The sequence below is a fragment of the Streptomyces caelestis genome, from assembly GCF_014205255.1.
GTDB classification, from domain to species: domain Bacteria; phylum Actinomycetota; class Actinomycetes; order Streptomycetales; family Streptomycetaceae; genus Streptomyces; species Streptomyces caelestis.
This window is the reverse complement of sequence record NZ_JACHNE010000001.1, coordinates 5,251,834-5,263,430: the sequence shown is the minus strand read 5'-3', so window position 1 is coordinate 5,263,430 and position 11,597 is coordinate 5,251,834. Positions and strand designations below refer to the sequence as shown.

The window sequence follows — 11,597 nt, the reverse complement described above, 5'->3', positions numbered from 1 at the left end:
GGGCAGACCCCTGGTGACGGGCAGGGGACAGCTAACAGGCAGCGCAAAGGGTCAGTGTAGCCACACGGCACACTGATGTCCAGTCCGGGTTCTGAAACCCGTGTTCACCCTCGTTGTTCCACTCCTGCGACAAGGCGCTGCCCTCAACGCACGTTGATACTGCCCTCTTCGTCGCCGATCCATACCTCGGATTCGGATCCTTGTGACGACGCGTCCTGAGAATTGCGCGCTGCGTGCGGTTCGTCAAGGCCCCCCTGCCCGAACCGGGGCCGGCCCAGAGACACGACGAAGATCACCATACCCCCCGCCACAGAGGGTGCAAGGCAACCGCGGCCGGACCCCGGAAACGCCGAAGAGCGACCACCCGGATGGATGATCGCTCCTCAGCGCTTGAGCGTTACAGGGTCGTACGCGACCCTGCGAAGGTCTTACTTGACCTCGACGGAGGCGCCGGCGCCCTTGAGGGACTCGGCGGCCTTCTCGGCGGCGTCCTTGGCGACCTTCTCGAGGACCGGCTTCGGAGCGCCGTCCACGAGGTCCTTGGCCTCCTTCAGACCCAGCGAGGTCAGCTCACGCACGACCTTGATGACCTGGATCTTCTTGTCGCCGGCACCGGTGAGGATGACGTCGAACTCGTCCTTCTCCTCCTCGGCCGGGGCAGCCGGGCCACCCTGGGCCGGGCCCGCGACGGCGACCGCGGCGGCGGCAGCGGTGACGTCGAACTTCTCCTCGAACGCCTTCACGAACTCGGAGAGCTCGATGAGGGTCATCTCCTCGAACTGCGCGAGCAGGTCTTCCTGGCTGAGCTTCGCCATGATGGCGGTCCTTCCACTAAATCGGCAGGTGCCGGATGTACATGTGAGGCGGGCGTACTACTGGCCCGCGACGGCCTCCGCGTTCAGGCAGCGGGGGCCGGGATGCGAGCCGAGTTACTCGGCACCGCCCTGCTCGTCCTGCTTGGCACGGAGCGCGTCCACGGTGCGGACGAGCTTCGACGGCAGCGCCTGGAAGACGGAGGCAGCCTGGGACTGCTTCCCCTTGAAGGCACCGGCCAGCTTGGAGAGCAGAACCTCGCGGGACTCGAGGTCCGCAAGCTTCTTGATCTCATCTGCGGACAACGCCTTGCCGTCAAGGACGCCGCCCTTGATGACCAGGTTGGGGTTGTCCTTGGCGAAGTCACGGAGACCCTTCGCCGCCTCGACCGGGTCACCGGTCACGAAGGCGACGGCCGACGAACCCGTGAAGAGGTCGTCGATCGCGGTGATCCCGGCCTCGTTGGCCGCAATCTTGGTCAGCGTGTTCTTCGCCACACGGTACTGAGCGTTCTCACCGAGTGAACGACGCAGCTGCTGGAGCTGCGCCACGGTGAGACCGGTGTACGCGGTAACGACGGCGCCGTTGGAGTTACGGAACTTGTCCCGCATCTCCTCGACGGCATCGACCTTGTCTGGCCTCGCCATGAGCCTCGGCCTCCTTCCGGGTGATTCGGACCGCGCGGACCCGAAGGAGGACTGGGGAAAACGAAACGCCCCGGCGCAGAGGCACGGGGCGCAGCTCGACCGGTGGCACGCACGCACTGGGCGGCGGACTCCGGGAGCTTCTCCTGTGTCACCTGCGCGGGTCGTCCGCCGTTCAGCGGATCCTTCGGCCACCACGCCCTCATCCGAGCGCGCGGTAACGACCAGCGGTCTTTGGCTTCTTTAGGAGAGTACGGGAACGGATCGCCGTCAAGCAAATCCGCCCGTACGGCTGATCAGCTCGCGTCGAGTTCCTCGTACTGCTTGAGGCTCTTGTCGCGGTTCTCGCGGATGCTCGCGTCCTTGCCCTTCAGGGAAGCGCGGAGCTCGGCGAGGGTGAACGTGCCCGTGGAGGTGCATGGCCTTGTCGACGAGGCGGATCTCCACGGTCTCGGTGGCTCCCTGGTCGAGCGGTGTCGCCTTCATGCTCATCTCCACGGATTCTCGGGGACCTCAGGACGTACCCGCCCGCTTTCGCATGAGGTCCTCGAAGTCCCCGGTGTCGGACAAGGGGGGCCGCTGGGCCCGGGCCCGCACGCCGTAGTCGTCGTAGTGCGCGGTCTGGGTCATCAGACCCGTGGTCATCCGCGCCTTCTCCACCTTCTTGACCAGCAGGTCCCGCTCGTCGATCCAGACGTCGACGGTCTCGGTGGTGACGCCGGCCTCGGTGAGCTGCTTCTTCAGGGCGGCGTCGGTGACGTCCGCGGCGGCCACGGTGCCGGAGTAGTGCGTGGCGGGCCGGCCGCGCACGGACTCCTCGCCGACCTTTCGGACGTCTCCGGAGGACAGGAGGAGCTTCACGGACTGGTTCGGCGTGGTGGTGCGCATCTGGTCGCCGAGGTGGGCACCGGAGCCCCCGGCGAGGGCTTCCAGGTCCTCGTAGGCGTACCGGATCCAGTGTTTGCCGCCGGCCTGCTCGGCGAACTTCTCGCCCATGCGGGCGTAGTAGGCGTCGGGCAGGTAGCGGGCCTCCATGGAGGTGCTGCCGAGCCGGCGCATGGTGTCGGCCAGGGTGCCGCCGGTGTACGTGATGGTCAGGGTGCCGGTGATGCCGTCGGCCCAGCCGAGGGTGCCGTCGGCGGTCATGGACATCAGCGAGCCCATGGTCGTCGTGGACTCGACACGGGCGGACTCGGCCCGCTGGGTGGCGCGCTCGGCGGAGCGCAGGGCCGCGACGGACCTGCCGTGCGCGGCGCGGTCGTCCTTGCCGGGGCCGTCGGAGGAGTCCGGGGAGGTGCAGGCGGCCACCCCCGTCAGTGCGGTCGCCATCGCGAGCACCAGGCCCACGCGGCGCACGGTCGTGCCCTGCATACGTCCCCCGTTCCCATCCGGTTCCCGCACGTTAACCCAGGCCACCGGCGTACGTACCGGAAAAGGGAACGGGCCCCGCACCTGGAACAGGTGCGGGGCCCGTGACCGGTTGGGTGAGCCGTCAGGCTCAGACCGCGGCCGGGTCCTCCTCGACGAGGAGGTTGCGGGTGCGGTTCGGGTCGACCGGAATGCCGGGGCCCATCGTGGTGGTGATGGCGGCCTTCTTGATGTACCGGCCCTTGGCGGCGGACGGCTTCAGACGGAGGATCTCCTCCAGCGCGGCGCCGTAGTTCTCCACCAGCTTGGTGTCGTCGAAGGACGACTTGCCGATGATGAAGTGCAGGTTCGCGTGCTTGTCGACACGGAACTCGATCTTGCCGCCCTTGATCTCGGTGACGGCCTTGGCGACGTCGGGGGTGACGGTGCCGGTCTTCGGGTTCGGCATCAGACCACGCGGACCGAGCACGCGGCCGAGGCGGCCGACCTTGCCCATGAGGTCCGGGGTGGCGACGACGGCGTCGAAGTCCAGACGGCCCTTCGACACCTCGTCGATCAGCTCGTCGGCGCCGACGATGTCGGCGCCCGCGGCACGCGCGGCCTCGGCACGGTCGCCGGTCGCGAAGACCAGGACCCGGGCGGTCTTACCGGTGCCGTGCGGGAGGTTCACGGTGCCACGGACCATCTGGTCGGCCTTGCGCGGGTCGACACCCAGGCGGAAGGCGACCTCGACGGTGCCGTCGAACTTGGTCGTGGAGGTCTCCTTGGCGAGACGGACGGCCTCGAGCGGGGCGTAGAGCTTCTCCCGGTCGACCTTGGCGTCCGCAGCGCGAAGGGACTTGCTGCGCTTGCTCACTACTGCTCCTGTGGATTCTTAGGAGTCGTGGTCCGGGCCGAGCAGGCCCTGCCACTTCTGCTGATGGGGTTGGGGCTCAGCCCTCGACCGTGACGCCCATGGAACGGGCGGTGCCGGCGATGATCTTCTCGGCGGCGTCCAGGTCGTTGGCGTTGAGGTCGGGCATCTTGGTGGTGGCGATCTCGCGGACCTGGTCACGCGTGATCTTCGCGACCTTGGTCTTGTGCGGCTCGCCGGAGCCCTTCTCCACGCCCGCGGCCTTGAGGATCATCTTCGCGGCCGGCGGGGTCTTGGTGATGAAGGTGAAGGAGCGGTCCTCGTAGACCGTGATCTCCACCGGGATCACCCAGCCACGCTGCGACTCGGTCGCGGCGTTGTAGGCCTTGCAGAACTCCATGATGTTCACGCCGTGCTGACCCAGCGCGGGGCCGACCGGCGGGGCCGGGTTGGCGGCACCGGCCTGGATCTGGAGCTTGATGAGCCCCGTGACCTTCTTCTTCTTGGGAGGCATTGCTCTCTCCGGGTCCTAGTGAGAGTTTTCCAGCCTCCGATCCGGATCATCCGGATGGAGGCATACCGCACAACGATAACGGGTATCCATGTGCGGCCAAAAACCGAGCAGGTCAGACAGGCCGCGAGGCCCGCCTGACCTGTTCGGAAGCTGGGTGACTGCTAGTTCTTCTGGATCTGGTCGAAGGAGAGCTCGACCGGCGTCTCACGGCCGAAGATCTCCACGAGGCCCTTGACCTTCTTCGAGTCCGGGTTGATCTCGTTGATGGTCGCCTGGAGCGTGGCGAACGGGCCGTCGGTGACGGTGACCGAGTCGCCGACCTCGAAGTCCAGCACCTGGACCTCGACCTTGCGCTGCGGAGCCGGCTTGCCCTCGGCCTCGGCTGCCTCGCGGGCGGCCTTCTCCTCGGCCTCGGGGGCGAGCATCTTGACGATCTCGTCCAGCGTCAGCGGGTACGGGTCGTAGGCGTTGCCCACGAAGCCGGTGACACCGGGGGTGTTGCGGACGACGCCCCAGGACTCGTTCGTCAGGTCCATGCGGACGAGGACGTAGCCCGGGAGCTTGTTCTGCTTGATCGTCTTGCGGTCGCCGTTCTTGATCTGGACGACCTCTTCCTGCGGCACCTCGGCCTGGAAGATGTAGTCCTCGACGTTCAGCGAGACGGCGCGCTGCTCCAGGTTGGTCTTCACGCGGTTCTCGTAGCCGGCGTAGGTGTGGATGACGTACCACTCGCCGGGCAGGACCCGCAGTTCCTCGCGGAGCTTCTCGATCGGGTCGCGGGTGTCCTCGGGCTCTTCCTCGGGCTCTTCCGCGGCCTCTTCACCGGCTTCGGTCTCCGCCTCGGCGGCGTCGTCCGCGACGGCGTCGGCAGCCTCGACCTCGGCGGAGGCCTCGGTGTCCTCGCTGTCCGCGCCCTCGACGGTGTCGAGCTCGTCCTCGACGGACTCGACAGGCTCGATGGCGTCGTTCACGTTCGGGTCAGACACGGTGGCTGCTTCTTCCTGGATACATGGGGGTGGAACATGCGAAAGGAGCGCCGGGTACCTCGGCGCTCTTCGCTGGCGGCTCAGCCGAACACGTACTTGGCGGCGTGGCTGAGTCCATAGTCAATCACGGTGACCAGGCCGATCATGATGACCACGAAGATGATCACCACGGTCGTGTACGTCGAGAGCTGGTTGCGGGTCGGCCAGACGACCTTGCGCAGCTCCGCGACGATCTGGCGGTAGAAGAGGGCAAGCCGCTTCAGCGGGCCCTTCTTGCCACGTTTGCCGCCCTTGCGGGCCTTCCTGGACTCCGGCGCCTCGTCCTGGGCATCAGGCATGTCGATGGAGCCCACGGCGTCCGTCACTCGTCCTCACCTGATTCCGGGTCGTGGCCGTGCCGCGCCCGGTCTGAGCCGCACGGCGGTGCATTGCTGTACGTACATGCGCACACATCCTGGCGAAGGTGTGTGTAGCAGGGCCGGAGGGACTTGAACCCCCAACCGCTGGTTTTGGAGACCAGTGCTCTACCAATTGAGCTACGACCCTTTGTGTGTCCCCCAACGTACCGCATCCGTCCGGACGCCTGGTGTGCACCGAACGGGCGCGGCCTGCTGAAGGCCAACGAGGTGAGAGTGTACGTGGTCTGCGGCCGGTCGTCGAACAGAAAGAGCTCCAGGCAGGCCTCGTTGGCGGAAGATCGCCTGCGGGACGGGGTGCGGACGACCGGGCTCCGGCTGAAAATTGCGCAGGCCGTGCGGTCGGTCCGCACTGTTGTTCAAGGGTTTGCCCGGTGTTGTTCAGTCTGTGAAACCCCCGTGCCCCGCACGTTTCCGGTCTGAAACGATGGGGCCCATGAGCGCTGCAACCCCTCCCACCGAGCGCCGGGTCTCTGCCCGAGTCGGCGCGATCTCCGAGTCCGCCACCCTCGCCGTGGACGCCAAGGCCAAGGCCCTCAAGGCCGCCGGGCGGCCGGTGATCGGCTTCGGCGCCGGTGAACCCGACTTCCCGACCCCGGACTACATCGTCGAGGCCGCGATCGAGGCCTGCAAGAACCCGAAGTTCCACCGCTACACGCCGGCTGGTGGCCTGCCCGAGCTGAAGGCCGCGATCGCCGCGAAGACGCTGCGCGACTCCGGCTACGAGGTCGACGCGTCGCAGATCCTCGTCACCAACGGTGGCAAGCAGGCCATCTACGAGGCCTTCGCCGCGATCCTCGACCCGGGTGACGAGGTCATCGTGCCCGCGCCGTACTGGACGACGTACCCGGAGTCGATCCGGCTGGCCGGGGGTGTCCCGGTGGAGGTCGTCGCCGACGAGACGACCGGCTACCGGGTGACCGTCGAGCAGCTGGAGGCGGCCCGTACGGACAAGACGAAGGTCGTGCTCTTCGTCTCGCCGTCGAACCCGACCGGCGCCGTCTACAGCGAGCAGGAAACCGAGGCCATCGGCCACTGGGCCGTCGAGCACGGCCTGTGGGTGCTGACCGACGAGATCTACGAGCACCTGGTCTACGGCGGCGCCTCCGCCGTGTCGCTGCCGGCGGTGCTGCCCGAGCTGCGCGACAAGTGCATCGTGGTGAACGGTGTCGCGAAGACGTACGCGATGACCGGCTGGCGGGTCGGGTGGATCATCGGCCCGAAGGACGTGGTCAAGGCCGCGACGAACCTTCAGTCGCACGCCACGTCGAATGTGGCCAACGTCGCCCAGGCCGCCGCGCTGGCCGCGGTCTCCGGTGACCTGGTCGCCGTCGAGAAGATGCGCGAGGCGTTCGACCGGCGCCGCAAGACCATCGTGCGGATGCTGAACGAGATCGACGGCGTGGTGTGCCCGGAGCCGGAGGGTGCGTTCTACGCGTACCCGTCGGTGAAGGCGCTGGTCGGCAAGGAGATCCGGGGCCGGCGGCCCCGGGACACGGTCGAGCTGGCCGCGCTGATCCTGGAGGAGGCCGAGGTCGCGGTGGTGCCGGGTGAGGCGTTCGGGACGCCCGGGTATCTGCGGCTGTCGTACGCGCTGGGTGACGAGGATCTCGTCGAGGGTGTGAGCCGGATGCAGAAGCTGCTGGCGGAGGCCAGGGACTGACGTCCGCTTCGTCGGCCTGCCGGCCTCCCGGCCTGGGGCACATACCGAATTCGGTATGTGCCCCATTTGTTTGTGCGAGCAAGACCACGAAAGAGGAAACAGCTTCCGGGACGGCTGGGGCGTACGGCAGGATCCTGGAATGGAGCGTGTACGTGATGTCTCTGAACTGCCGAAAGCCCACCTGCACCTGCACTTCACCGGGTCGATGCGGCCCGCGACCGTGCTGGAACTGGCCGACAAGCACGGGGTGCGCCTGCCCGACGCACTGACCGAGGCGCTGGTCGGCGGGGAGCCACCGAGACTGCGGGCGACGGACGAGCGGGGCTGGTTCCGCTTTCAGCGGCTGTACGACGCGGCGCGCTCGTGTCTGCGGGAGCCGGAGGACATCCAGCGGCTGGTGCGGGAAGCCGCGGAGGAGGATCTGCGGGACGGGTCGGGGTGGCTGGAGATCCAGGTCGATCCGACGTCGTACGCGCCGATGCTGGGCGGGTTGATCCCGGCGCTGGAGGTCATCCTGGACGCGGTGGAGACGACGTCGCGGGAGACCGGGCTCGGTATGCGGGTGCTGGTCGCGGCGAACCGGATGAAGCACCCGCTGGACGCGCGCACCCTGGCGCGGCTGGCGGCGCGGTACGCCGATCGGGGGGTCGTCGGGTTCGGGCTGTCGAACGACGAGCGGCGGGGCATGGCGCGGGACTTCGACCGGGCGTTCGCAATCGCGCGGGAGGCCGGGCTGTTGTCGACGCCGCACGGGGGCGAGCTGGCGGGGCCGTCGTCGGTGCGGGACTGTCTGGACGACCTGGGGGCGCACCGGGTGGGGCACGGAGTACGGGCGGCGGAGGATCCCCGGCTGATGAAGCGGCTGGCGGACCGGCAGGTGACGTGTGAGGTGTGCCCGGCGTCGAACGTGGCGCTGGGGGTGTACGAGAAGCCGGAGGACGTGCCGCTGCGAACGCTGTTCGAAGCGGGGGTGCCGCTGGCGCTGGGCGCGGACGATCCCCTGCTGTTCGGCTCCCGCCTGGCGGCGCAGTACGAGATCGCGCGGCGGCATCACGGGTTCACGGACGAGGAACTGGCTGAGGTGGCGCGGCAGTCGGTACGGGGGTCGGCGGCACCGGAGGACGTGAAGAGAAAGCTGCTGGCCGGGGTGGACGACTGGTTGCTGTCCTAGCGCCTGCGCGGTGGCTGTGGGGCGGGGCCGCGCCGGGGCGTGTTCGTCTTCGGAACGGCGCGATGGGCTCGGACACTGACTGTCCGTTGACGCGCCAACCGCTGCGGGCGGAGAGCCCCCGGCACGTCCCCTTCTCGCCGTGCGCGGGTGCGGCGGCACGGTGGTCCCGCTCCTGGCTGCGGGCGATCGTGCCGCTAAGAGCGGCACCCGTCCCAAGGAGGCGGCCCCCCGTACTGCCGGGTTGCGGACCCACCCGTGCCCCAGCGCCAACGCCGGGCACCTGGAAGCGTCGGTCAGTCGGTGATGCCGGCCAGCAGCGTGCGGGCCAGCCTCGCGGCGAACGCGTCCACGGGAGGCCGGCCCTCCTCCGTCGCGTCGTACGCGAACGCCCGCTGCGCACACGCCCCCATCAGCAATGAGGCCGCCGCAAAGGTGTCCGCACCAGCCCTGATCCGCCCGGCGTCCTGTTCCGCCCGCAGATAGGCGGCCAACCCCTCGATCGGCAGATGCGGCCCCTTCCCCATCTCCCGCATCACCTCGTCATGCCGCCGCTTCAACTGGGTCTCGGCATACAGCGACGCCGCGATCGGAAAGCTCTGCTCGTAGAACAGGGCCGCCTGACGGGCGATCTCCGTGAGGTTCGCTTCCAGCGCGCCCCGGCCCGGCTCGGCGGCCAGCCCGTGCAGCAGCGGTGCCAGCTGCGGCAGGCGTTCCGTCAGCACGCGGATGAACAGTTCCTCCTTGCTCGCGAAATGCTTGTAGAGCGCGGCCTCGGAGCAACCGGCGGCCCGGGCGATCTCCTTCGTCGTGGCGCGAGCGAGTCCGACGGTCAGCATCAACTGGTGCGCGGCGTCCAGGACGCGCTCCCGGGCCGGTGGCTGCATGGCTGCTTCCCTAAAAAACTTGACGGGTGGGTGAGTACTTACTCACCCTAGAGGAGCGCCAGGAGTGAGTAAGTACTCACCCACCTACCGGCAGGGGAGTTCGCGATGAAGCTGACCGTTTTCGGTGCCACCGGCGGCGTCGGGCAGGAGATCGTACGGCAGGCACTGGGGGCGGGTCACCAGGTCACGGCGGTCGTCCGCGATCCCGCCCGGCTGACCGTGACCGGCCCGGGACTGGATGTGTTTCCCGCGGACCTGGCCGATGCGGAGGCGGTACGTCCGGCGGTGGCCGGGCGGGATGCCGTGCTGTCGGGTCTCGGCGCCCGCAGCCGCAAGCACGCCGGAGACGCGACCCGGCTGACGCGCACGGTGCTGGGCGCCATGAAGGCGGCGGGCGTCCGGCGGCTGCTGGCGATCAGCGCCGCCCCGATCGGGCCCGTGCCCGAGGGCGACGGAGCGCTCGACCGTGTCGCACGCGGCATCGTCTCCAGGGTCTACAAGGACGTCTACGCCGACCTGCGCGCGATGGAGGCGGAGATCGCCGGCAGTGCCACCGACTGGACCGTGGTGCGGCCGCCGAAACTGCTGAACCGGCCGGTCAGCGGGGTGTACCGGACGGTCGTCGGGGGGACCCCGCCGAAGGGCCGCTCCCTGGGACGCGCCGACGTGGCGCACGCGATGCTGGGGATGGTCGACGACGCGGCCACCGTGCAGCAGGGCGTGGGGCTCGCCTACTAGAGGCTGACCCCGACCGTCACCGGCTCGTTGACCAGTGTGATCCCGAAGGCCTCGCGGACCCCGGCCACGACCTCGCGGGCCAGGGCGAGCAGGTCCTCCGTGGTCGCGGTGCCCCGGTTGGTGAGGGCCAGGGTGTGCTTCGTGGAGATGCGGGCCGGTCCGTCGCCGTAGCCCTTGGTGAAGCCCGCCTTGTCGATCAGCCAGGCCGCTGAGGTCTTGGTGCGGCCCTCCCCCGCCGGGTACGCGGGCGGCTCCATGCCCGCGCCGAGGCGCTCACGCACGCGCGCGCGGAAGGCGGCGAAGTCGGCGTCCGTGAGGATCGGGTTGGTGAAGAAGGAACCGGCCGACCAGGTGTCGTGGTCCTCGGGGTCCAGGACCATGCCCTTGCCGGCGCGCAGCTTGAGCACGGTGTCACGGGCCGAGGCGAGCGGGACGCGGTCGCCGGGCTCGACGCTAAGGGCGCGGGCCGTCTCGGCGTACCTGAGGGGGGCGGAGAGGCCGTCGGCGTCGTCCAGGGAGAAGCGGACGCGCAGCACCACGTAGCGCTCCGGGTCGGACTTGAAGCGGCTGTGGCGGTAGGAGAAGGCACAGTCCTCGTTGGCCAGGGTGACCGTCTCGCCGGTCCGGCGGTCGTAGGCGACGACCTCGGTGATCGTCGAGGAGACCTCCTGGCCGTACGCCCCGACGTTCTGGATGGGGGTCGCGCCCGCCGAGCCGGGGATGCCGGCCAGGCACTCGATGCCGGCCAGGCCCGCCTCCACCGTGCGGGCGACGGCGTCGGTCCATACCTCGCCGGCGGCCAGCTCCAGCCGCGCGCCGTCGAGGGAGTAGCCCTTGGTGGCGATGACGAGGGCGGTGCCCTCGAAGCCCTTGTCGCCGATGACCAGGTTCGAGCCGCCGCCGATGAGCAGCAGCGGGGTGCCCGCCTCGTCGGCTTCGCGTACGACGGCGATCACCTCGTCGTCCGTCGTCGCGGTGACCAGCCGGGTCGCGGGGCCGCCCAGCCGGAAGGTGGTCAGCGGGGCGAGGGGGGCGTCGTGGAGTTCCTGCACGGGCTCAAGAGTACGAGACGGCACTGACAGGCTCCGGCACGCGTCGGTGCGGCACCCGTCGGAGAGACGAGGGCCGCACGCGCGCGTGGTGTCGTTCAGGGCAGACGGCGGAACACCTCGGACCAGGGAAGCGGGAGGTCGTCGCTCCTCGCCTGCCATGTGGTGAAGGTCGCGTTCGCCATCTGGGTGGCCAGACCCCGGGCGGCAGGCCGGTGGGCGCCCGAGCGGGCGAAGTCGTCGAGCGCCGCCTTCGACTCCCACGCGGACAGCGTCCAGAAGGTCCGCCGCAACGGCTTCGCCTTCAGGGTCGCTCCGTAGACGCCGGGGCTGCGGCGCACCTGCCGCCAGACCGCGGGCGTACCGGCGAGGAACTTCAGCGCTCCCCACAGGGTGCGGGTCTCGAACCGGGAGGCGAAGACGTGCACCTCGGTGTCGTGGGGCGGGGAGTTGAGGGCGGTCCAGGGAAGGGTGGGCATGGCCGTTCCTCCTTCGGGT

At 69.2% G+C, this 11,597-nt stretch carries 13 protein-coding genes, 1 tRNA gene and 1 pseudogene; 3 read left to right on the top strand and 12 right to left on the bottom strand.

What is annotated here, in order from left to right:
• Positions 1-428 precede the first annotated feature (428 nt).
• The 9 genes and pseudogenes from rplL to HDA41_RS24150 form a co-directional block, all read right to left on the bottom strand.
• On the bottom strand, positions 429-815 hold the full coding sequence (gene rplL, locus HDA41_RS24185; protein WP_184987123.1) for a 50S ribosomal protein L7/L12: 387 nt from the start codon (positions 813-815) through the stop codon (positions 429-431).
• Positions 816-929: 114 nt separating this feature from the next.
• Entirely contained in the window at positions 930-1,460 is a 531-nt protein-coding gene (gene rplJ, locus HDA41_RS24180; RefSeq protein ID WP_184987121.1) for a 50S ribosomal protein L10, read from the bottom strand.
• 402 nt (positions 1,461-1,862) lie between these two features.
• Positions 1,863-1,952 (bottom strand): annotated as a pseudogene (locus HDA41_RS42340) (DUF1396 domain-containing protein); the annotation flags it as partial.
• Between the two features lie 18 nt (positions 1,953-1,970).
• Positions 1,971-2,828 (bottom strand): SCO4651 family lipoprotein, encoded by an 858-nt coding sequence (locus tag HDA41_RS24175; protein ID WP_184987119.1) that lies wholly within the window; start codon positions 2,826-2,828, stop codon positions 1,971-1,973.
• 127 nt (positions 2,829-2,955) lie between these two features.
• Positions 2,956-3,681, bottom strand: a complete 726-nt coding sequence (rplA, locus tag HDA41_RS24170; protein WP_184987117.1) for a 50S ribosomal protein L1 — start codon at positions 3,679-3,681, stop codon at positions 2,956-2,958.
• 76 nt (positions 3,682-3,757) lie between these two features.
• Positions 3,758-4,192 carry a 50S ribosomal protein L11 gene (gene rplK, locus HDA41_RS24165; protein WP_006130605.1) on the bottom strand — a complete coding sequence of 145 codons (435 nt, stop codon included), beginning with the start codon at positions 4,190-4,192 and terminating at the stop codon, positions 3,758-3,760.
• A 161-nt stretch (positions 4,193-4,353) separates the two neighbouring features.
• Positions 4,354-5,178: a transcription termination/antitermination protein NusG gene (nusG, locus tag HDA41_RS24160; RefSeq protein ID WP_184987115.1), complete on the bottom strand. Its 825-nt coding sequence runs from the start codon at positions 5,176-5,178 to the stop codon at positions 4,354-4,356.
• 80 nt (positions 5,179-5,258) lie between these two features.
• The gene (gene secE, locus HDA41_RS24155; RefSeq protein ID WP_184987113.1) at positions 5,259-5,543 is read right to left on the bottom strand and encodes a preprotein translocase subunit SecE; all 285 of its coding nucleotides are present in this window, start codon (positions 5,541-5,543) and stop codon (positions 5,259-5,261) included.
• Between the two features lie 108 nt (positions 5,544-5,651).
• A tRNA-Trp gene (locus tag HDA41_RS24150) sits at positions 5,652-5,724 on the bottom strand.
• 306 nt (positions 5,725-6,030) lie between these two features.
• Between HDA41_RS24150 and HDA41_RS24145 the strand changes: the two genes are divergently transcribed.
• Complete coding sequence (locus HDA41_RS24145; protein ID WP_184987111.1) at positions 6,031-7,257, top strand: pyridoxal phosphate-dependent aminotransferase; 1,227 nt, start codon at positions 6,031-6,033, stop codon at positions 7,255-7,257.
• A gap of 139 nt (positions 7,258-7,396) precedes the next feature.
• Positions 7,397-8,428, top strand: coding sequence for an adenosine deaminase (locus tag HDA41_RS24140; protein ID WP_184987109.1), 1,032 nt, complete (start codon positions 7,397-7,399; stop codon positions 8,426-8,428).
• A gap of 293 nt (positions 8,429-8,721) precedes the next feature.
• Here the strand turns inward: HDA41_RS24140 and HDA41_RS24135 are convergent, their stop codons facing one another.
• The gene (locus HDA41_RS24135) at positions 8,722-9,312 is read right to left on the bottom strand and encodes a TetR/AcrR family transcriptional regulator (protein ID WP_184987107.1); all 591 of its coding nucleotides are present in this window, start codon (positions 9,310-9,312) and stop codon (positions 8,722-8,724) included.
• Between the two features lie 105 nt (positions 9,313-9,417).
• On the opposite strand from HDA41_RS24135, the gene HDA41_RS24130 reads away from it, so the two are divergent.
• Complete coding sequence (locus HDA41_RS24130) at positions 9,418-10,050, top strand: NAD(P)-dependent oxidoreductase (protein ID WP_184987105.1); 633 nt, start codon at positions 9,418-9,420, stop codon at positions 10,048-10,050.
• On the opposite strand, the gene HDA41_RS24125 is transcribed toward HDA41_RS24130, so the two are convergent.
• Together HDA41_RS24125 and HDA41_RS24120 are read right to left on the bottom strand one after the other, a co-directional pair.
• Positions 10,047-11,102 (bottom strand): UDP-N-acetylmuramate dehydrogenase, encoded by a 1,056-nt coding sequence (locus HDA41_RS24125; protein WP_184987103.1) that lies wholly within the window; start codon positions 11,100-11,102, stop codon positions 10,047-10,049. The genes HDA41_RS24130 and HDA41_RS24125 overlap by 4 nt on opposite strands.
• A gap of 95 nt (positions 11,103-11,197) precedes the next feature.
• The gene (locus tag HDA41_RS24120; RefSeq protein WP_184987101.1) at positions 11,198-11,578 is read right to left on the bottom strand and encodes a DUF3291 domain-containing protein; all 381 of its coding nucleotides are present in this window, start codon (positions 11,576-11,578) and stop codon (positions 11,198-11,200) included.
• Between the last annotated feature and the right edge of the window lie 19 nt (positions 11,579-11,597).

What these genes read in the sequence shown, in the direction of transcription:
- HDA41_RS24135 (WP_184987107.1), bottom strand. Translation starts at nt 9,312, where the DNA reads ATGCAGCCACCGGCCCGGGAGCGCGTCCTGGACGCCGCGCACCAGTTG.
- HDA41_RS24130 (WP_184987105.1), top strand. Translation starts at nt 9,418, where the DNA reads ATGAAGCTGACCGTTTTCGGTGCCACCGGCGGCGTCGGGCAGGAGATC.
- rplL (WP_184987123.1), bottom strand. Translation starts at nt 815, where the DNA reads ATGGCGAAGCTCAGCCAGGAAGACCTGCTCGCGCAGTTCGAGGAGATG.
- rplJ (WP_184987121.1), bottom strand. Translation starts at nt 1,460, where the DNA reads ATGGCGAGGCCAGACAAGGTCGATGCCGTCGAGGAGATGCGGGACAAG.
- HDA41_RS24120 (WP_184987101.1), bottom strand. Translation starts at nt 11,578, where the DNA reads ATGCCCACCCTTCCCTGGACCGCCCTCAACTCCCCGCCCCACGACACC.
- HDA41_RS24140 (WP_184987109.1), top strand. Translation starts at nt 7,397, where the DNA reads ATGGAGCGTGTACGTGATGTCTCTGAACTGCCGAAAGCCCACCTGCAC.
- HDA41_RS24145 (WP_184987111.1), top strand. Translation starts at nt 6,031, where the DNA reads ATGAGCGCTGCAACCCCTCCCACCGAGCGCCGGGTCTCTGCCCGAGTC.
- rplK (WP_006130605.1), bottom strand. Translation starts at nt 4,192, where the DNA reads ATGCCTCCCAAGAAGAAGAAGGTCACGGGGCTCATCAAGCTCCAGATC.
- HDA41_RS24175 (WP_184987119.1), bottom strand. Translation starts at nt 2,828, where the DNA reads ATGCAGGGCACGACCGTGCGCCGCGTGGGCCTGGTGCTCGCGATGGCG.